General features: G+C 68.9%; 14 protein-coding genes. 11 read left to right on the top strand and 3 right to left on the bottom strand.

Going from position 1 to position 20,043, the window contains the following annotated elements; translation table 11 throughout:
- Positions 1–66 precede the first annotated feature (66 nt).
- Together ACFVN5_RS05570 and ACFVN5_RS05575 are read left to right on the top strand one after the other, a co-directional pair.
- Positions 67–1,272, top strand: coding sequence for a glycosyltransferase (locus tag ACFVN5_RS05570; protein WP_376953809.1), 1,206 nt, complete (start codon positions 67–69; stop codon positions 1,270–1,272).
- Positions 1,273–1,281: 9 nt separating this feature from the next.
- Positions 1,282–2,001 carry a hypothetical protein gene (locus ACFVN5_RS05575; RefSeq protein WP_376953810.1) on the top strand — a complete coding sequence of 240 codons (720 nt, stop codon included), beginning with the start codon at positions 1,282–1,284 and terminating at the stop codon, positions 1,999–2,001.
- A gap of 185 nt (positions 2,002–2,186) precedes the next feature.
- Here the strand turns inward: ACFVN5_RS05575 and ACFVN5_RS05580 are convergent, their stop codons facing one another.
- Positions 2,187–3,485 (bottom strand): cyanophycinase, encoded by a 1,299-nt coding sequence (locus ACFVN5_RS05580; protein WP_376953811.1) that lies wholly within the window; start codon positions 3,483–3,485, stop codon positions 2,187–2,189.
- Between the two features lie 256 nt (positions 3,486–3,741).
- Between ACFVN5_RS05580 and ACFVN5_RS05585 the strand changes: the two genes are divergently transcribed.
- Genes ACFVN5_RS05585 through ACFVN5_RS05605 form a run of 5 tightly spaced genes read left to right on the top strand, consistent with a single transcriptional unit; the run spans position 3,742 to position 8,635 of the window.
- On the top strand, positions 3,742–4,680 hold the full coding sequence (locus ACFVN5_RS05585; RefSeq protein ID WP_376953812.1) for an ABC transporter substrate-binding protein: 939 nt from the start codon (positions 3,742–3,744) through the stop codon (positions 4,678–4,680).
- A 37-nt stretch (positions 4,681–4,717) separates the two neighbouring features.
- Complete coding sequence (locus ACFVN5_RS05590) at positions 4,718–5,710, top strand: amino acid ABC transporter permease (protein ID WP_376953813.1); 993 nt, start codon at positions 4,718–4,720, stop codon at positions 5,708–5,710.
- Positions 5,707–6,513, top strand: coding sequence for an amino acid ABC transporter ATP-binding protein (locus tag ACFVN5_RS05595; RefSeq protein ID WP_376953814.1), 807 nt, complete (start codon positions 5,707–5,709; stop codon positions 6,511–6,513). Before ACFVN5_RS05590 ends, ACFVN5_RS05595 begins: the two co-directional genes overlap by 4 nt.
- A complete protein-coding gene (locus ACFVN5_RS05600; RefSeq protein ID WP_376953815.1) occupies positions 6,513–7,739 on the top strand; it encodes a M20/M25/M40 family metallo-hydrolase in 1,227 nt (408 codons plus the stop codon). Before ACFVN5_RS05595 ends, ACFVN5_RS05600 begins: the two co-directional genes overlap by 1 nt.
- Positions 7,740–7,759: 20 nt before the next feature.
- A complete protein-coding gene (locus ACFVN5_RS05605) occupies positions 7,760–8,635 on the top strand; it encodes a MurR/RpiR family transcriptional regulator (protein ID WP_376953816.1) in 876 nt (291 codons plus the stop codon).
- A 102-nt stretch (positions 8,636–8,737) separates the two neighbouring features.
- Here ACFVN5_RS05605 and ACFVN5_RS05610 read toward each other — a convergent pair whose 3' ends face one another.
- Positions 8,738–9,319, bottom strand: coding sequence for a TetR/AcrR family transcriptional regulator (locus tag ACFVN5_RS05610; protein WP_376953817.1), 582 nt, complete (start codon positions 9,317–9,319; stop codon positions 8,738–8,740).
- Positions 9,320–9,374: 55 nt separating this feature from the next.
- Between ACFVN5_RS05610 and ACFVN5_RS05615 the strand changes: the two genes are divergently transcribed.
- Positions 9,375–10,340, top strand: a complete 966-nt coding sequence (locus tag ACFVN5_RS05615) for an SDR family NAD(P)-dependent oxidoreductase (RefSeq protein WP_376953818.1) — start codon at positions 9,375–9,377, stop codon at positions 10,338–10,340.
- 474 nt (positions 10,341–10,814) lie between these two features.
- Here the strand turns inward: ACFVN5_RS05615 and ACFVN5_RS05620 are convergent, their stop codons facing one another.
- Entirely contained in the window at positions 10,815–11,822 is a 1,008-nt protein-coding gene (locus ACFVN5_RS05620; RefSeq protein WP_376953820.1) for a LacI family DNA-binding transcriptional regulator, read from the bottom strand.
- A gap of 143 nt (positions 11,823–11,965) precedes the next feature.
- Here ACFVN5_RS05620 and ACFVN5_RS05625 point away from each other — a divergent pair, with 143 nt between their 5' ends.
- The 3 genes from ACFVN5_RS05625 to ACFVN5_RS05635 are packed head-to-tail and all read left to right on the top strand — an operon-like array spanning position 11,966 to position 19,747.
- Positions 11,966–13,309: an MFS transporter gene (locus ACFVN5_RS05625; protein ID WP_376953821.1), complete on the top strand. Its 1,344-nt coding sequence runs from the start codon at positions 11,966–11,968 to the stop codon at positions 13,307–13,309.
- 49 nt (positions 13,310–13,358) lie between these two features.
- Complete coding sequence (locus ACFVN5_RS05630) at positions 13,359–18,503, top strand: family 78 glycoside hydrolase catalytic domain (protein ID WP_376953822.1); 5,145 nt, start codon at positions 13,359–13,361, stop codon at positions 18,501–18,503.
- A complete protein-coding gene (locus ACFVN5_RS05635) occupies positions 18,500–19,747 on the top strand; it encodes an NAD-dependent epimerase/dehydratase family protein (RefSeq protein ID WP_376953824.1) in 1,248 nt (415 codons plus the stop codon). Before ACFVN5_RS05630 ends, ACFVN5_RS05635 begins: the two co-directional genes overlap by 4 nt.
- Positions 19,748–20,043: the final 296 nt, after the last annotated feature.

The following is a 20,043-nucleotide window of genomic DNA, read 5'->3' on the forward strand; positions in this document are numbered from 1 at the left end:
GACTACGCCTCCCACCTCCTTCCCCTCGCCACCTTGGCCACCGCCTGGGGAGACCGAGGAGAACGCGTGGTCATCGCCAGCGGCCCCGCGACCGCCGACATCGTCGAGGATTTCGGCTTCGAGCGGTCCGACCTGCGCCTGGGTCGCGGCTCGAATGCTGGAGTCATCGACCCAGCGGAGCAACCACGCGACGAGGCCGACTCCCTCCGAGGATTCTTCGCGTCGACCGAGGAGGGCGCCATCCCGACGTTGCGATACCAAGCGATCGAGCGGCTCGCGGATCTCATGTGGGAGCCCGAAACTGCTGCCCGCGCCACCCTGCGCATCGTCGACGACATTGCGCCCGACCGGATCCTCGTGGATCACCTCGCATTCAGCGCTCGATTGGGACTCGACTCCGCCGGCGTCGCCTACGGGGACGTCGTGCTGGGACATCCCACCGCCCTGCCGATCGGCGAGGAGATGTACGGGTTTCCACCGGTCTGGCCGTCGGTGTTCCGTCCGACGTCCGGCGATCTCGCGGAACTGCGGTCGCTGTGCGAACTCGTCGCACGTCGCTTCACGTCCGAGTGGAACCGAGTCGGTGCGCGGCTCGGTGGGAGCTTTCGACCGACATCCGATGCGTTCGCTGTTCACGGCCCGCTGGTGCTGCACAACTACCCGGCCGAACTCGTCGACGCCGAACGACGCGAACACTTCTCGACGAAGGGGTTCCTCGGAGCGACCCTCCGGGCCGAACAGGTGGAGCCGGACATCGACGCCTGGATCGGCGACGCGGAACGGTTCGCATACGTCAGCTTCGGCAGTTTCCTGTCGGTCCGGCGCGATGTCCTGCTCCGTATCGTCGACGCCGCGCGATCGCTCGGTCTGCGGCTGGCGATCGCAACGGGATCCACGGATGTCGCGCAGCTCGGGCACCTTCCCGCCGACTGGCTCGTTCGCACCTACCTGCCACAGGTCCGCCTGCTCAGCTCCGCGGCGTTGGCCATCACCCACGGAGGGAACAATTCGGTCACCGAAGCCATAGGCCAGGGAGTTCCGCTCGTGGTGCTGCCGTTCTCATCAGATCAGTTCGCGGGCGCCGCATCCGCCGAGCGCAGCGGTTTCGGCGTCGTACTCGACCCCAACTCCGCGACGGTCGAACAGCTGGGCCGAGGAATCGCCGCCGCCCTAGCGCTGGGGAACGACGCCCGTCTCAGGCTCGAGGCTGTGGCGGCCGGTCAACGGGAAAGACCGGGTCCAGAGCGGGCGTTCGATGCGCTCAGCGCATGAGCCTCGATCATGACTCACGCGATCGTCATTCCCTGGCGGCCCGCGCCATCGCGTCTCGACGCCTTCCAGCGCGTCGTGGCCTGGTACTCGCGCACGCTGCCGGCGTTCCGGGTCGTCACGCTCGATACGGGCGATGACCTGTTCTCGCTCTCACGGATCCGCAACCTCGCCGTGGCCCAAGCGTGCCACGCTGATGACGTGATCGTCATCGGCGACGCGGACACGCTCCCGGAACGCGGGCCCCTCATGGCGGCGATCGCGGCGGCACCGCGAAGTGGGCGCGTACAGCTTCCGTATACGACCTACCGCTGGCTGGGCCCGACGGGGACGGCACAGCACGCGGCCGGCAGAGCGGTTGAGGACTGCGACTACGAACTCGTTCACGACGCGTGCTCCGGCGTATACGTGACCACCCGGAACACTTGGGAATCGCACGGAGGTCAAGACGAGCGCTTCCAAGGCTGGGGTTTCGAGGATTCGGCGTGGTACCTCGCGCATCAGACACTGCTCGGTGCACCGCCGCAACGTCACGAGGGAGCGGTGTACGCCCTGCACCACTCCGTCGAGCTCCGAGACGGGCCTCAATTCGAACGGAACGTGACACTCATGGCGCGGTATAGACGAGCGGCCGGCGATCAGGTTGCAATGAGGCACTTGGTAGATGAGGGACGCCAAATGAGGGCTTCGGGCCCGCCCGGCATGGTGCGCTCGATCGGTCCATTGGGCTGATCGCGCCCGACCGGGCTCAGACGTCCGGAAGATCGTTGACGTGCCCCCTCGTCCCGAGCCTGACCAACGGCCGGCCGCGGCGTTCATGACAGGACGTCTCAAGTGAGTCAGGGCGGGAACCGCTCGGAACGTGATCGGGCGGCGGATGGTACCGTGTTCCATCCGCCGCCCGGTCTCGTCGTCGCTCAGCCCGACGGTGCGACCAGGTCGATGCGCAGGTCGAGTCCTGCGAAGGAGACCGTGCCGTTCGGCGTGGTCCAGGCTCGCGTGCCCGGCTCGCGAGTCAGCGTGGTGCGGAACTGCGGGGACGCCTCGAAGCTCGTCCCGCTTCCAGTACGGGCTCTGGAGGCGACCGTCTCGCGCGCGAGGTCTCGCAGGGAGTAGACCCCGCCCTCGCCTTCGAGCGAGTCCCAGATGTCGGCGCGCTCGGTTACCGGGCCGCCGGTCGGCTTCACGGCCGTGGAGCCGTTGGCCGCGAGCGCGAGGCCGCGCTTGAGGTTCACCTTGTCGCCGGCGGTGGCGTAGCTCCAGCTCACGCCACTCACGCCGCCGTCGGCCTCGCGCGCGTCGCTCACGTCGAGCAGCGAGGCGCCGTGCTCACCGATGACGCGGCCGACGTTCGTCGTGCGATCGAGCACCACGGCCGTGGTCTCGTCGACACCGAGCACGAGGTCATGGCCGGTCACGAGACCGAGCTTCACGGCTCGTCCCTGACGACCCCAAGTGGTGAAGTGGCTGTCGATCTGGACGCCCTCGACGAAGTCGAAGCCACCCGAGGGCACGTAGCCGAGCGCGGCCGGATCGTCGAGGTATCCAGCCGTCGCCCCATCGCGCCACGCCTCGTACGACTCGCCACCAGTGACCATATCCGCGCCCTGCAGGATCGCGAGGCCCGCGCTCACGCCGGCGACGACGCCGCGGTCGGCCGCCGCGCGAAGCGCGGCCAGCACGGCGGTGTCGGTGCACGACGTGAACGCCTCGAGCGGGGCGGGCGCGCAGTCCTGCAGGGTGCGTACGTAGCGCATCTGGTCGCCGCCGCCGAAGAACACGCCCGTGGCATCCTCGATCTCGGCGACGACGGCGGCGTCGTCGGCACGATCGGGGCGGTACTCATCACCCGGGTAGTCGATCGCGGCATCGACCGGCACCGCATACGTTTCGGCGCCGTACTGCCGGAAGAGGGCGGAGTAGTACAGGCCGTTCGCCGCGGCGTTGTTGAGCGTCGGGTCCGCGGCCTGCGCGGGCGTTCGCGCCGAGCGGGCTGCGGCGGTCACGATTGCGATCTTCGCGCGCTCGGGGCCGGCGCCGTCCGGGTCGGCGAGGTCGACGATGGACTGCAGGATCTCGGCGTTCTCGTCGAGGTTGCCGCCGATGAGCACCGCGTGGGGCGCGCGGGTCGGTTCGGCGACCGCCGCCGCGGGAGCGGCGCTGAGGATGATCGCGGCCGCGGTGCAAGCCGAGAGCGTTGCGGGGAGTGTTCGCACGATTGCCTCCTTGGAATGTGCGTTACAGAAATGCCATGAGACAGCGCGATGCTAATGCACGGTACGCCGTTCGGGAAGGGCCCTCGGCGAATCGTGCGAAGATGCGACGGGCACCTCGTGACATGAACCGCTTTCATTACATTTCAAAAACAAACTGGTCATTTCGGAACGGATGTTACATACTCGGTCCAGCACCGATCCCACCGCAGCGATCAGTTAGGACACCCACATGACCACGTCAAGCTCTCCCAGCCGTATGGCATTCAGCGTCGCCGGTCTCACCGGCGTGCTGCTCCTCGCGGGCTGCAGCTCGGTCGGCACCGCCGCCGAGACCGAAGACCCCGCTGCCGGCGTCGAGGTCGCCGGCGTCGAGATCACCGTCGACCAGGCCGCCGCCGACCTCCTCCCGGCCGAGATCGCCGAAGCCGGTACGGTCAAGGTCGCTACTGACGCACCGTACGCACCATTCGAGATGTTCAAAGAAGAGGGTTCTGACGAACTGACCGGCGTCGACGTCGATCTTGGTCACGCGATCGGTGCAAAGCTCGGCATCGACTTCGAGTTCGAGCAGCAGGCGTTCGACGGCATCATTCCCGCGCTCCAGGCCGGCAACTTCGACGTCACCATCACGGCGATGACCTCGAGCGTCGAGCGCATGGAGGTGCTCACGTTCGTCGACTACTCCGCTTCCGGCACCGGCATCCTCACCACCGCCGGTAATCCCGAGGGCATCGAGAATTACCTCGATCTCTGCGGCAGGGAGGTGGCGGTGCAGGCCGCAACGAGCCAGGTCGACCTCGTCGACGACGCCTGGCAGGGCAAGTGCGAGACCGAGGGCCTCGACCCGATCAAGCTGAGCGAGTTCCCGTCCGACGCCGACGCGCAGCTCGCGATCACGAGCGGCAAGGCCGTCGCGTCGCTGCTCACCAAGCCGAGCGCCGGCTATGTCGCCAAGACGACGAACGACGGCGGCACCTTCGAGGTCGTCGAGGACGACGAGGCTCCCAACGGCTACGACGCGACCCTCAACGGCATCGGCGTGCTGAAGGAGAACCAGGATCTCGCCGACGCCATCCAGGCCGCCCTGCAGTCGCTCATCGACGACGGCACCTACGAGGCCATCCTCGACCAGTACGGGGTGACCGGCATCGGCATCGAAGAAGCCACCATCAACGGCGCCGCCGACGCGAAGTGAGCCCGACGGGCACCCTCGAACAGAAAGCACCAACCCCATGACCGCAACGCAGCCGTCATCCATCGCGGCGCCCGAGGGGCCTCGTAGCCCCTCGGGCGCCCGCCCGCGGCCCATCGAGGCCGTGCCCGTGCGCCACCCCGGACGCTGGGTCGCCGCCGTCCTCGTGCTCGTCCTCGGCATGGCGTCCATCGCCTCGATCCTGCAGAACCCCAACCTCGACCTGCCGACGGTCGCGGAGTACCTCTTCAAGCCGCTCACCATCAACGGCGTGCTCATCACCATCTGGCTCACGGTGGCCTCGATGATCGTGGGCGTGTTCGGCGGCATCGTGGTCGCCGTCATGCGCCTCTCGGCCAACCCGGTGCTCTCGGTCGCCGCATGGCTGTTCATCTGGATCTTCCGAGGCACCCCGCTCCTGCTCCAGCTCATCTTCTGGGGCTTCATCGGCGCCTTCATCCCGAAGATCGTGATCGGCATCCCATTCACGTCCGTCGAGTTCTGGTCGTTCACGACGAGCGATCTCATCCCCGCCACCGCTGCGGCGCTGCTCGCCCTCGGCCTCAACGAGATGGCCTACGCAGCCGAGATCGTCCGCGCGGGCATCCAATCGGTCGATCACGGCCAGACCGAGGCAGCGCACTCGCTCGGCATGTCGCCCTCCAAGACGCTCCGACGGGTCGTTCTGCCTCAGGCGATGCGCGTCATCATCCCGCCGATGGGCAATGAGACCATCACGATGCTGAAGAGCACGTCGCTCGTCGCCATCGTCGCCGGCGACGACCTCATGTCCAACATCCGCGAGGCCTACACGCAGAACTACAAGATCATCCCGTTGCTCATCGTCGCGGCGATCTGGTACCTCGCGCTCACCTCGATCCTCTCGATCCCCCAGATGTGGCTCGAGCGCCGCTACGGGCGGGGATTCACCGGCGCTCGCCCGACCATCGGGTCCCGTGTCGCCACGATCACGCAGAGCATCGCGCTGCCGACCCGCCAGGCGCGGAGGTCGAAGAAGGGAGCGGAGTCATGACCGCCACGATCCCGCACGCCGCCCCCGCGGCATCCGTCACGGACCGACCCATGGTCGAGGCCGTCGAGGTGCACAAGCGATTCGGCAACCTCGAAGTGCTGAAGGGCATCACCATGGCCGTCGATCGTGGGCAGGTGGTCTGCCTACTCGGACCCTCCGGCTCCGGCAAGTCGACCTTCCTCCGTTGCATCAACCACCTCGAGCAGATCGACGCCGGCATGATCCGCGTCGCCGGTGAGACGGTCGGCTACCGCGAGAGGAATGGCAGGCTCTACGAGCTCCGCGAGAAGGAGGTCGCAGCGCAGCGCCGCAAGGTCGGCATGGTGTTCCAGCGCTTCAATCTCTTCCCGCACATGACCGCGCTCGAGAACGTCATCGAAGCGCCGACGCAGGTCGCCGGCCGGTCGAAAGCGGATGCGAAGGCCCAGGCCCTGCGGCTCCTCGCCCAGGTCGGACTGGCCGACAAGGCCGAGACCTACCCCGCCCAGCTCTCCGGCGGTCAGCAGCAGCGCGTCGCCATCGCGCGCGCCCTCGCGATGGAGCCTGAGGTCATGCTCTTCGACGAGCCCACTTCGGCGCTCGACCCCGAGCTCGTCGGCGACGTCCTCGACGTCATGCGAGGGCTCGCCGAGAGCGGTATGACGATGATCGTCGTCACGCACGAGATCGGCTTCGCCCGTGAGGTCGCCGACCTGGCGGTGTTCATGGACGGCGGTGTCGTCGTCGAGTCCGGCGACCCCGCGCAGGTGCTCGGTGATCCGCGCGAGGAGCGTACTCGCGCCTTCCTCTCAAAGGTGCTGTAGTGGGGCGGGTCAGTACGGCGACCGACGCGCAGCCGGCGATCGCCTTCCCTCCGACGCCGGCAGAGGTGTTCAGCGCGGCGAACGACCTCGACCAGCGATTCCGGGACGATCTCGCCGCGATCGTCGGCATCGATTCGGGCTCCGACGAACCTGACGGTGTTGCGCGGCTGGCCGACTGGACGGCAGAGGCCCTCCGCGAGGACGGCTTCGACGTCGAGACGATCCCCACGCCCGATCGAGCGGGGCGTCGCTACGGGCCCGTCGTGGTTGGACGCCGCCGCGGAAGCGGCTCTGCGAGGATCGTGCTGTTCGCCCACCTGGACACCGTCTTCCCGGCGGGAACCGCGGCCGACCGGCCGTTCAGGATCGAAGGCGGCATCGCCACCGGCCCAGGTGTCTGCGACGACGGCGCCGGTGTAGCAGCGGCACTCGCAGCATCCCGTGTCCTCGCTAGCCTCCGTTATTCGGGCTTCGGCGAACTCGTGATCGCGTTCACTCCCGATGAGGAAGTCGGCTCCCCGGTGAGCCGCGAGCTCCTCGCCGAGATCCTCGAAGGCGCGGACGCCGCGCTGTGCCTGGAATGCGCGCGCGAGAACGGCGACCTCGTGGGTGCCCGCAAGGGCGTCGCTGATGTCCTCGTGACGGTGCGCGGCCGAGCCGCCCACTCAGGCGTCGAGCCGGAGCGCGGGGTGAATGCGGCCGTCGAGGCCGCGCGACTCGTCCTCGACCTGCAGGCGCTCTCCGACTCCGTCGACGGGCTCACCGTGAACGTGGGCCGGCTCGAGTCCGGCACCCGGGCGAACATCGTTCCGGAAACGGCCCAACTCCACCTCGAGGTGCGATCGGTCGGTCTCACGGAGCTGATCGCCGCGCTCGAGGCGATCGACGAACGATCGCGCCATCCGTTCGTCGACGGTGCGTTCATCGCGGTCGAGCGACTCGACGTGTGTCCGCCCCTCGAGCGGGACGCCACTGACGCGCTGGCCGCGCTCGCTCGCAAGGTCGGTGACGGCCTCGCCTTGGATTTCGAGTTCGCGGCCACGGGGGGTGCCTCCGACGCGAACTTCGTCGCAGCGCTCGGCGTGCCGACGCTCGACGGACTCGGCCCCGTGGGTGGCGGGGACCACGGTCCCGACGAATGGCTCGACCTGACCACTGCTCCCGAACGAACCGCGCTCCTCGCCGGGCTCATCGTCGCGATCGCAGAGGGCGGGCCGATACGGTGAGCACGGTGAGGGAGGTGACGGTGGCATCCGACGAGAAATCCATTCCGATGGCTGAGGCCATCCGGCGGGGTATGGCGGACTGCAGCCCCGCCGAGCGCAAAGTGGCGCGAGTGCTGCTCTCGTCCTACCCGTCTGCGGGATTCGAGACGGTCGCGAAACTGGCAGCCCGAGCCGGCGTGAGTGGGCCGACCGTCCTCCGCTTCGCGAACCGCCTCGGTTACCGCGGCTTCCCCGACTTCCAGCAGGCGCTCCGGGACGACCTCGACGAGCGATCCGCGTCCCCCGTCGATCTCTACGACCGCCGCCGCCCCGACGCTCCGTCGACACCAGCGGCCGGGCTGCAACGCGCCGCATGGATCACGAGTGAAACGCTCGACCGGACGTTCGACGCACTGGTGCCCGGCGAGTTCGACCGTGCCGTCGAGCTGCTGTGCGCGCCGAAGGCGCGCGTGCTCGTGGCCGGCGGCCGATTCAGCGGCCTGCTCGCTACGTTGCTCGCCCAGCACCTGCAGCTGCTCCGCCCCGGCGTCAGCCCACTGCCCGAGTTCGATGCCGGTCGCATCGAAGCGATGGCCGGGCTCAAACGTGGCGACGTCGTGGTCCTCTTCGACTATCGGCGTTACGAGGAGCCGACCCGGCGCTTGGCCATGGTGGCGCGCGAACGCAAGGCATCCGTCGTGCTCTTCACGGATGCCTGGATGTCTCCGATCGCAAGTGAGGCCGATGTGGTGCTCCCCAGCGAGACCGAATCGCCATCGGCGGCATTCGACGCGATGACGCCGGTGCTCGCGATCGTCGAGGCCATGATCGCGGAGTGTGCGGCACGGCTCGGCAGCGCGGCATCCGACCGCATGCGCGACGTCGAGGCTGCCGGACGGGAGCTCGGCCTGTATTGACCATTCCGGGCACGGGACGTCCCTCGCCCTGAGCGGAAGCGCTCTGGCGAGGCAGGAGCCATCACGATGACAGCGCTCAGCGAACCGGGCGAGCGCTGGCGATCACCTCGCGGTCTTGGCGTTGAGGATCGTCCGCAGCGAAGGCAATGCCGCTCGCACCCGATCAACGAGGGGCGTGACCTTCCGTGACCCGTCGGACAGCCACGCACGGAGCTCGCGCCTGAACACCGCGAACCCGATCGCGGCGAGCAGACTCGCATCATCCGCCTCGAACCCGCGCGCGACGAGCGCAGTAGCGATGGCATCCTGCCAGCGCGCCTGCTTCGCCAGCTCGCGCCCGGTGAGCGCGACGTCGGTGTCGATGACAGCCTGCCGCCGGCGAAGGTACTCGCGCGCCGGCTGCATCCGCCCGGCAAGTGCGACCAGAGCATGCTCCATGAGCGTTCCGGCGTCGGTGGGGCCCTTGGGTTCGGCGATCGCCTCGAGTAGGACGGGGAGGAGTCGGTCGTCATCAGCGAAGAGAACCTCCTCCTTGTCCTGAAATTGACGGAAGAAGGTGCGTGCCGTCACACCGGCGCGGCCGGCGATCTGCTCGATCGTGACCGCGGCGTAGCCGTGCTCGGAGAAGAGCTCGATCGCGGCACCCGCGAGGCGGTCGCGAGAGTCGGCGGGCCAGCGGGGCATGAGGCCATCGTAGCGACACCTTGTGTCATGATCTGACATCAGTCATCATGATCCCATGACAGTTCATGACATCACTCGTCCAACGGTCATCCTCACCGGCCCCACCCGGGGCATCGGGTCCGCGATGGTCGATCGACTCGTGGAACACCCGTCCCGTCCGAATCTGGTCCTCCTTGCGAGGGACCCGCAAGCACTCGAGGCGGTCGTGAGCCGCGTCCGCGGCGCAGGCCTGCGCGCCAGCGGAATCCCGCTCGAGCTCGCCGATCTGCGGAGTGTGGATACCGCGCTCGACGCGCTCCGCACGGAGATCGGGCTCGGCGAGGTGGCCTCGCCAGACGCAGTCATGCTGAACGCCGGCGCACAGTTCGGCGACCGAAGGGGCATGAGCGCGCAGGGCATGGAGAAGACGTTCGCCGTCAATGTCGTCGCCCAGCATGCGCTGCTGCGCGGCCTGCTGCCCTTGCTCGCACCGCGCTCGCACACGGTGCTCATGGGTTCGAGCACCCACCGGGGTCGCGCGCAGTCATTCGGCCTGCTCCCGTCCCCGAGGTACGCACCGCCCGCAGAGCTCGCTGAAATCGACCATTCGGAGACTGGCGCCCGTCGACAGGCCGGCGGCCGTGCCTACTCCGACAGCAAGCTCGCCCTCGTCACGCTCTCGCACGCGTGGGCCCGTCGCGCCGCGGCATCGGGCCATCGCCTCAATACGTACGACCCAGGGCTCGTGCCCGGTACCGGGTTGACCCGCACCCTGCCCGATTTCGCGCTCTGGGGATGGGAGCACGTCATGCCCGCCATGGCGCTCCTTCCAAAGGCAACCACGCCGCGTAACACCGCCCGTCACGCGGTCGACCTCCTCCTCGGTGACCGCCACTCGGGCCTGCACGACGGATACGTCGAAATCGGCCGCGTCACCCTAGCGGCTGAACCCACGTTTGACCTCGCCCGACAGGAGGAATTGTTCGCGTGGGTTGAGACACGGTTCCCTGCCCATTCCGAACGCAGCGATGCCGCAGTCTGAGGTATTTCAGCGGGAGTTGCTGTCCCACGAACGACGAAGAAGGGACAGAACCGTGACCGAGGACCAACGCCACGAGCTCACCCGGTAGCCAAGGCGAATCGAAGTCCAACGCGTCGGATCCTCGATCGCCGGGTGGGAGATCGTGCAGGTGCTCAGCGAGATTCCGGTGGGAATCTCCTCCGGCTGGCACGCCAAGAGCAAATCCCGGTCTGGTGATCACTCGGAAACCCAAAGGGCGCTTCGGTTGGGGCAACGTGTGGGGATGTCGGAGATGTCGGCCGTACCGGTGATGGGTCACGGGGAATCGTTGTCACCGTGATCGCCTCAAACGTCAAGAAACGGAACTTCGGTCGTGAGCAGAGTGTGGGCAGGCTCACTCCCGCACTCAGGCGCGCTCGCCGCTCGGGCTGGGTCAACTCGCACTATCGATCAGTTTGACGACAAGTGAGCGCGCCGCTGACGGGCCGCGCGTTCTCAGTCCCGCTCGTTGGGCGGTGCTGTCGATCGGCGCCTCACGAGAGTTGCGCGCAACTCGGGTGCGACGGTCGGCGCTGGGCGCCCTTCGACCGCGCTGAGGGCGAGGTCGGCGAAGAAGCGCCCGAGGCCGACCGTGTCGACGTGGATCGTGGAAAGCGTGGGCTCCAGCATCGCCGCGAGCGGAGTGTCGTCGTGGCCGATGATCGAAAGGTCGATGGGCACCGCGATTCCCATCCGGAGAGCGGCGCCGACGAGCGCGCCGGCGACATCGTCGTTGTAGGCGGCCACGGCTGTCACGCCTTTGTCGCGCCATGCGGCGAGGACGGGCCCGGCCGAGTCGTCGGTGAGTTCGAGGTCCTCTGTGGGCATGGGCTCGAGGCCGAGTGCAGCGGCGGCCTCATCGGCAGCGTGTCGCCGTAGCCGCACGAGGTCGGCCACGCGCGGGTCGGCGGATCCCGCGAACGCGACCGCACGATGTCCGAGGTCGTGAAGGTGGCGGACCTGCAGCACGGGCCCTTCCTCGGTCCATTCCTCCGCGGTGGGGTGGTCGGGATCGGGGATGATCCGGGTGATCCCGCTCGCGCGGATCGAGTCGACCTGCCCAGGCGACCAGGGCGTCATCGACATGACGAGGTCGGGTTGCAGGGTCTCCCAGAGCGGTCGTGCCTGGCCGGTCTGGTGCGGCGTGTACGTGATGAGCGCGTAGCCGGCCTCGTCGAGGGCGAGCGAGGCCTCCTCGATGTTGCGGCGGAGGTTGAAGTCGAGCGGCCAGTCGGGCAGCACCAGCAGCACGATGTGCGTGCGTCCGCTCGCGAGCGCGCGGGCCGCGGTGTGCGGCCGGTAGCCGAGCCGTTCGGCCTCGGCGAGCACGCGCGAACGCGTCGCCGCCGAGATCGTCTGCCCCGGAGTGTCGTTGAGGACGAACCCGACGGTGGCGCGCGAGATGCCGAGGGACCGCGCGATGTCGGCCGCGGTCACCCGTCGCGTGGTCGTCGACTCCGGCATCCGGCACCCCCGTTTTGCGCCGCTACTTGCGCGCGCTAGTTACTCAATGTAGCATCGTCGACACCAGCTAGCACGCGCTAGTGACTTCGCATCCGTATCGGATGCCACGAGCCCCAGCACTGCACAACGACAACGGAGTCCCCATGCACCCCATCGAGCACGACGACGAGCCGATCGTCACCCCGGCACCGTCACCGCTGCCCACCACGACCGTCGACCCTGCGGCGATCGAAGAAGCGCACGCACCCGCGCCGACCCTGCCGAAGGTGAACGCTCGCTACATCTGGTTCATGGTCCTGGCGCAATTCGGCGTCTTCATGGCCTTCATCACCCCGCTCGCGATCTCGCTGTCCATTCGGGTGAACGAACTCGCACCCGGACGTGAGGAGACCCTCGGCTACATCACCGGTGCGGGTGCGCTCTTCGTGATGCTGACCGCGCCGTTCATGGGCGTCTGGAGCGACCGGACCCGAACCCGGATCGGTCGTCGCCGGCCCTTCATGATCGGCGGCATGGTCGTCGGCGTCGTCTCGCTGATCGTGATGGCGCTCGCGCCGAGCATCCTCGTGCTCGGGTTCGGCTGGGTGCTCGCACAATGGGGCTGGGGCACCGTGCTCGGCAACCTGCAGATCTCGACGGCAGACCGGCTGCCCGAGGAACAGCGCGGCAAGGTCGCCGGCCTCACCGGCTTCGCCACCCAGGTCGCACCGGTCATCGGTGTCATCCTCACAGTCGGCGTGACCGGGAACGCCCTACTGCTGTTCCTCCTGCCCGGGATCGTCGGTGTCGTGCTGGTCACGCTGTTCATCACCCTGGTCCACGAAGACGACAGCCGCGACCTCCCGAAGGAGACTCTCACCCTCGGAGGCCTGCTCCGCAAGTACCTCTACAACCCCAAGCGCTACCCCGACTTCTCCTGGAACTGGTTGGGACGCTTCCTCTTCTACTTCGGCCTCACCCTGAACACGACGTTCACGGCGTTCTTCTTCGCTAACCGACTCGGCGTCGAGGTGACTGAGGTTGCGGGCATCATCGCCACTCTCGGCGGAGTCGGCGTGCTCGCCGTGACCGCAGGCGCCCTCGGTGGTGGCTTCCTCTCCGACCGCTTCCGCCGTCGCAAGGTGTTCGTCGTCGCCGGCGGCGCGCTCATGGCAAGCGGCATGGTGTTGATGGCCGTTTCCACCGACCTGCCCGGGCTCATCGCGGGATCGCTCATCGTCTCGACCGGGATCGGACTGTTCTCCGCGGTGGACCAGGCGCTCCTGCTCGACGTCCTCCCCGAGAAGGCGACCGACGCCGGACGCTTCATGGGCATCACGGGCTTCGCCACATCCATCCCCCAGTCGGTCGCGCCGCTGGTGGCCTCGTCCATCCTGCTCGTCGGGGTCACCGGCGACGAGAAGAACTACTCGCTCCTGTTCTTCATCGCCGCCGGGCTCGTCCTGCTCGGCGGGCTCGTGATCCTCCGCATCCGTTCGGCGCGCTGAACCCCGATCGACGGCGGCTTGGCTGCCGCCCAGACCAGAAGGAACCCCTGTGAGCATCACCATCACGCCCGTCCGCTTCGAGCACCATCGCGAGGCGCTCGGCATCGGCGAACGCGAACCCCGGCTCAGCTGGATCGTCTCGTCAGCAGCCGCCGGCTGGCGCCAGGCCCGGTACGAGCTCCAGATCCGGGCAGAGGATACCGCGCCGACGACGTACCCCGTCGACTCGCCCGATTCCGTGCTCGTGCCGTGGCCCGCCCCGCCGCTCACGTCGCGCGAGCGTCGCGACGTGCGCGTGCGCGTGATCGGCATGAACGGAACGTCCTCCGACTGGAGCGACTGGGCGACCGTCGAGACGGGACTGCTCGATCCGTCCGACTGGGCCGCCGTCATGGTCGGCCCCGCCGCCGAGGGCGTCTTCGCCCGCGAGGCGGCGCCGCTCGTGCGCGTCGCGTTCGAGGTGACGGATGTCGCGATCCGCCGAGCGCGCCTCTACCTCACCTCGCACGGTCTCGTGCAAGCCGAGCTCAACGGCGCCCGCGTCGGCGACCACGAGCTCACGCCCGGCTGGACCGCGTACGAGGACCGGCTGCGTTATGCCACATTCGACGCCATCGATCTTCTGCGACCCGGAGCGAACGTGCTCGGGGCGTGGCTCGGTGACGGGTGGTGGCGGGGACGACTCGGCTGGGAAGCCGGCCGTCGTGAGGTGTACGGTTCGGAGCTCGGAGTGCTCGCGCAGCTCGAGATCGAGTACGCCGACGGCACCCGTCAGGCCGTGGCATCCGGGCCCGACTGGACGGTCGGCCGGAGCCCGATCGTCTCAGCCGACCTCTACGAGGGCGAGGCATTCGACGCGGGCCGCCAGGACCTGGCCTGGTCGACGGATCGCTTCGACGCGACCGGCTGGGAACCGGCGTCGCAACGCGAGCTCGACCTTTCGACGCTCGTCGCGCCCGATGGCCCGCCCGTCCGGGTGACCGAGGCCCTTCCGGTTCGCGAGGTGCTCACGAGCCCGTCGGGGAAGCTCATCGTCGACTTCGGCCAGAATCTCGTCGGGCGGCTGCGCATCACCGTCCGAGGCGGTGCCGGGGATACCGTGACCCTGCGGCACGCCGAGGTACTCGAGCACGGCGAACTCGCGACCGCACCTTTGCGCACCGCGACGGCGACCGACTCGTACACGCTCCGAGGCGACGCCGAGGAGACCTGGGCGCCGCGGTTCACGTTCCACGGCTTCCGGTATGCCGAGATCACGGGATGGCCGGGGGAGTTCGACCCCGCCGACGTGGTCGCCGAGGTGCTCGGCAGCGATCTCGAGCGCACCGGCCGGTTCGCGGCATCCGACCCGCTCGTCGACCGGCTTCACGAGAACGTCGTATGGGGCATGCGCGGCAACTTCGTCGACGTGCCCACCGACTGCCCGCAGCGCGACGAGCGACTGGGCTGGACCGGCGACCTGCAGGTGTTCGCGCCGACCGCGTCCTTCCTGTTCGACGCGTCCGGTTTCCTCGTCTCGTGGCTGCGCGATCTCGAAGCCGAACAACGGCGGCTCGGCGGCGTGCCCATGGTCGTCCCGGCGGCGACGCCTGGGGCAGCAGGGCCGCAGGCCGGGTGGGCGGATGCCGCGACGGTCGTACCGTGGACGATCTATGAGCGCTTCGGCGACGTGGACGTGCTCCGCCGCCAGTTCGACAGCATGGCCGCGTGGGTCGACCAGGTCGCCGGGCTCGCCGGCGAGGACCGACTCTGGACCGGCGGCCATCAGTTCGGCGACTGGCTCGACCCGACCGCGCCGGCCGACCGTCCCGACATGACGATGACGTTCACCGAGATCGTCGCGACCGCCTACTTCGCCCGATCGAGCCGGATCGTCGCGGACGCCGCCGTGCTGCTCGGCCGCGCCGACGACGCCGACCGCTACGCCGCACTCGCCGACGAGGTGCGCGCGGCCTTCCACCGCGAGTACGTCTCGGGCTCCGGCCGGCTGCTGTCGGATTCGGTGACGTCGTACGCGCTCGCACTCCAGTTCGACCTGCTCGACGGCGCAGACGAGCGCCGACGCGCGGCCGACCGTCTTGCCGTGCTCGTTCGCGAGAATGGCTACCGCATCGCGACCGGCTTCCTCGGCACCCCGCTTGTCATGGACGCGCTCAGTGCCAACGGCCACGCGGACGCCGCGTACAAGCTCCTCCTGCAGACGGAGAACCCGTCATGGCTGTACGCCGTGAAGCAGGGCGCGACGACCATCTGGGAACGTTGGGACTCCCTGCTCCCAGACAGCACCGTCAACCCGAGCGGCATGACGTCGTTCAACCACTATGCGTTCGGCTGCGTCGCGGACTGGATGCAGCGCGTGGTCGCCGGCCTCGCACCCGCTGCTCCGGGCTACCAGCGCCTCCGCGTGGCGCCGCAGCCGCCCCGGCGCGGGCTGACATCGGCATCCGCAGTGCTCGAGACACCCTACGGCCGGGCGTCCTCGGAGTGGGAGATCACCGCTGGCCTGCTCACGGTGCGCGTGGCTGTGCCCGTGGGCGTGATCGCCGACGTGCTGCTCCCCTCCGGGACGGCGCACGAGGGCCTCGAGCATGGCGAGCACGAGTGGACGGAGCCGTTCGAGGTCGACGACCTCGAGCGTCCGGTGTACACGGTCGACACCCGGCTCGGCGACCTCGTCGAGGACGCCGAGGCGATGCGCGTGGTCACCGGTGCGGTGGTGAAGGCGATCCCCGCCGCAGCGAACCACATGCAGGCGGGACTCCGCGGCCAGGACGCCGTCACCCCGCGCCAGATCGCGGACATGATGCCCGATCCCGTTGCCGTGCTGGCGGACTTCGTACGCGGCTTCGCGGCGCTGGCGGCCGGCGAAGGGATCCCGGAGGACCTCCTCGGCGTCGCCTCCGCGTCTGACGACCGAGGAGACGCACCCGACGACGCCGACCTCGAGGCCAAAGCCGCGCTGCTCAGTGGACGTGACTTCTGGTCGACCCGTGAGGGCGACGGCATCCGCTCGATCGTCATGGTCGACGGCCCGCACGGCGTGCGCCGCCAAGCCGGAACCGCCGACAACCTCGGCTTCCACCAGAGCCTGCCGGCGACGTGCTTCCCGCCCGGCGTCGGCCTCGCCTCGAGCTGGGACCCGGCATTGGTGCGCGAGGTCGGCGCTGCGCTCGCCCGCGAGGCGCGCGCCCTCGACGTCGACGTGATCCTCGGCCCGGCGATCAACATCAAGCGGTCCCCGCTCGGTGGCCGTACCTTCGAGTACTTCTCCGAGGACCCGCTGCTGACCGGCGCACTCGCCGTCGAGTACGTGCACGGCGTTCAGGGCGAGGGTGTGGGCACCTCGGTGAAGCACTTCGCGGTGAACAGCCAGGAGACCGATCGCATGCGCGTCAGCGCCGAGGTCGACGAGCGCACGCTCCGCGAGATCTACCTGCCCGCATTCGAGCGGGTCGTCACGGAGGCGGCGCCGACGTCGGTGATGAGCGCCTACAACGCGATCAACGACGTGTTCTGCTCCGAGAACCGGTGGCTGCTCACTGACCTGCTGCGCGAGGAATGGGGCTTCGACGGGCTCGTCGTCTCGGACTGGGGCGCGATCAAGGACCGGGTCGAGGCGCTCGCTGCCGGTCTGGACCTCGAAATGCCCGGCACCGACGGCGACGGCACCGAGGCGATCGTCCGCGCGGTGCGCGAGGGCCGGCTCGACCGTTCGGTCGTCGAGACGAGCGTCGAGCGCCTGCGAAGGCTCGCCGATCGCACCGCCTCGACGGCGAGCGGGAGAGTGACAGCCGCCTCGCCCGCAGGTTTCGATGCGGACGCCCACCACGCGCTCGCGCGCCGGGCCGCAGCCTCCTCGGTCGTCCTCCTGCGGAACGAGCGCGATGCACTGCCGCTCCGCGCCGACGAGCGGATCGCAGTGATCGGCGAGTTCGCAGTCGAGCCCCAGTTCCAGGGCGGCGGAAGCTCGCACGTGAACCCGACCCGAGTCGACATCACCCTCGACGAACTGCGGCACGCGATGGGCGAGGACCGGGTCGTCTATGCCGCCGGCTACGCCAAGGATGCCGACAGCGAGACCGCCGGCACGCTGCTGGCCGAGGCACGCACCGCCGCGGCATCCGCCCACGTCGCTGTCGTCTTCGCGGGACTGTACGAAGTCGACCAGTCGGAAGGCTTCGACCGTGAGCACCTCGACCTGCCCGCCGCACAGCTCGCCGTGATCGACGCTGTCGCGTCGGTGGCGGCCCGCACGGTCGTCGTCCTCTCGAACGGCGGCGTCGTGACCCTCGAGCCGTGGCACGATCGCGTCGATGCGATCGTCGAGGGCTGGGCCCTCGGCCAAGGCGTGGGCGGGGCACTCGCGGACGTGCTCACCGGCGCAGTCAACCCATCGGGCCGACTCGCCGAGACGATCCCGCTCGCACTCGCCGACACCCCGTCCTTCCTCAACTTCCCTGGCGAGCACGAGGTCGTGCGCCACGGCGAGGGCGTCTTCGTCGGCTACCGCTACTACACCTCGACCCGGCGGGCGGTGCGCTACCCGTTCGGCCACGGTCTCAGCTACACCACCTTCGAGGTGCAGAAGTTCGAGGTCGAGGCGACGGGCGTCGACACCGCCCTGGCGCGCGTAACCGTGCGAAACACGGGTGACCGGGCAGGCGCCCACGTCGTTCAGCTGTATGTCGCGCCCGCGCCATCCGCCGTACGTCGTCCGGTGCGAGAGCTCGGCGCGTTCGCGAAGGTGCATCTCGATCCGGGCGAGCAGGAGACCGTCGAGCTCGCGCTCGACCGCCGCGCGTTCGCATTCTGGGACGTGACCGGGGCGCGCTGGTGGGTCCAGCCGGGCACCTACCGCGTCGCGCTCGCCGCGTCGGCCGGCGACCTCATCGACACCCGCGACCTGACCCTCGACGGCGACGTCGACCGTCCCGCTCCGCTCAGCCTCGAATCCAGCGTCAAGGAGTGGTTCGGCCACCCGGTCGTCGGCCCGGCGCTTATGCAGGGCATGATGGCGAACGCCACGCCCGAGCAGCAGGCCGCCGCGGAGGCCAATGCCAACGCCCTGAAGATGGTCGAGTCCATGCCGATGGGCCAGTTCGCCCGCTTCCCCGGCGTCGAGATCCCCGATCAGGTCCTCGAGCAGCTCATCGCACTGAGCCTGGCCGACGCGACGCCGGAGCCCGTCGGATGAGGCGGGTACTTCTCACCGGAGCCACCGGGAATTGGGGTCGCGCCACGCTCCGCGAGCTGCGCGAGCGCGGCGACCGGATCCACGTGATCGCGCTCGTCATGCCCACCGACCGCGACCGTGAGGCCATCGCCGAGTTCGCCGACATGGAGAACCTCGAGGTGGTCTGGGGCGACCTGACCGACGCCGCCACCGTCATCGCATGCGTGCAACGCGTCGACATCGTCCTGCACGTCGGAGCGGTCGTCTCCCCGCTCGCCGACGAGCAGCCCGAACTCGCCCACCGCGTCAACGTCGGGAGCATGCGGAACCTCATCGAGGCCGTCCGCGCTCTTCCCGCCCCCGCGAGCGTCGCGGTCGTGGGCATCGGATCGGTGGCGCAGACCGGCAGCCGCAATCCGCCCCACCACTGGGGCAGGGTCGGCGACCCGGTTCGGGTGTCCCGGTTCGACGAATACGGCCAGAGCAAGGTGACTGCGGAGCGACTCCTCGTGGACTCGGGTCTGCCGAAGTGGGTGCAGCGGCGCCAGACCGGCATCCTCCACCCGGGCATGCTCGAGATCCGCGATCCGATCATGACGCACTCGCCATTCGGGGCGGTCATGGAATGGGTCTCCGCCGAGGACTCGGCCCGGCTGCTCGCGAACCTCTGCGAGCCGGACGTTCCCGACACGGTCTGGGGTGGCATCTACAACATCGGCGGCGGCGACGGGTGGCGTCTCACGAACTGGGAGCTGCAGACCGCGATCGGTCACGCGATGGGCGTGCGCGACATCCGCCGCTGGTACGACCGCAACTGGTTCGCGACGGGAAACTTCCACGGCCAGTGGTACACCGACAGCGACCGGCTCGAACAGGTCGTCCCGTTCAGGCAGGACTCCTTCGAAGCTGTCCTGGACCGGGCGATGGCCGCCGCGCCCTCCTGTTCGATCGGCCGGGCGAGTGCCCGGCTGGATCGTGAAGCACCTGATCATGAAGCCACTCACCCGACAGCCCCGCGGAACGATGCACGCCATCCGAACCGGCAACACCCCGGAGATTTCAGCGCATTTCGGCTCACTCGAGCAGTGGCGAGCGATCGGGACGTGGTCGACGTTCCATCCACCCTCCCCGTCGAAGCGTCCCACACTCCTGGATCACGGCTACGACGAGTCGAAGCACCCAGCCGAATGGGGCCGCCTCGACTACCTCGAAGCGGCGACCTTCCGCGGCGGCCACCTGCGGAGCACCGAAGTGGTCCGCGGTGATGTCGGCACACCGCTCGTCTGGGCGTGCGCATTCGGGCATGCCTTCGCTGCCAGCCCCCGCCTCGTCCTCACCGCCGGACACTGGTGCCCGACCTGCGTATCGGACCCGGCCGGTTACGTCCGTCAAGCCGAGCGCAACCAGTTCCTCGCGCAGATCATCGCCGCCTGAAAGCCAACCCATGTCCGTCCGTGCTCTCGCCCTCGATCGGCTCATCCACCGCCTCAACCGTCACAACGTCCGCACGGTCCCCGAGGAGATCGAGCACCGCCGCTCCCACGGCAGTCCCCAGCCCGCT

Origin of the sequence: Agromyces sp. NPDC057865 (assembly GCF_042796995.1) — a bacterium.
GTDB lineage: Bacteria > Actinomycetota > Actinomycetes > Actinomycetales > Microbacteriaceae > Agromyces.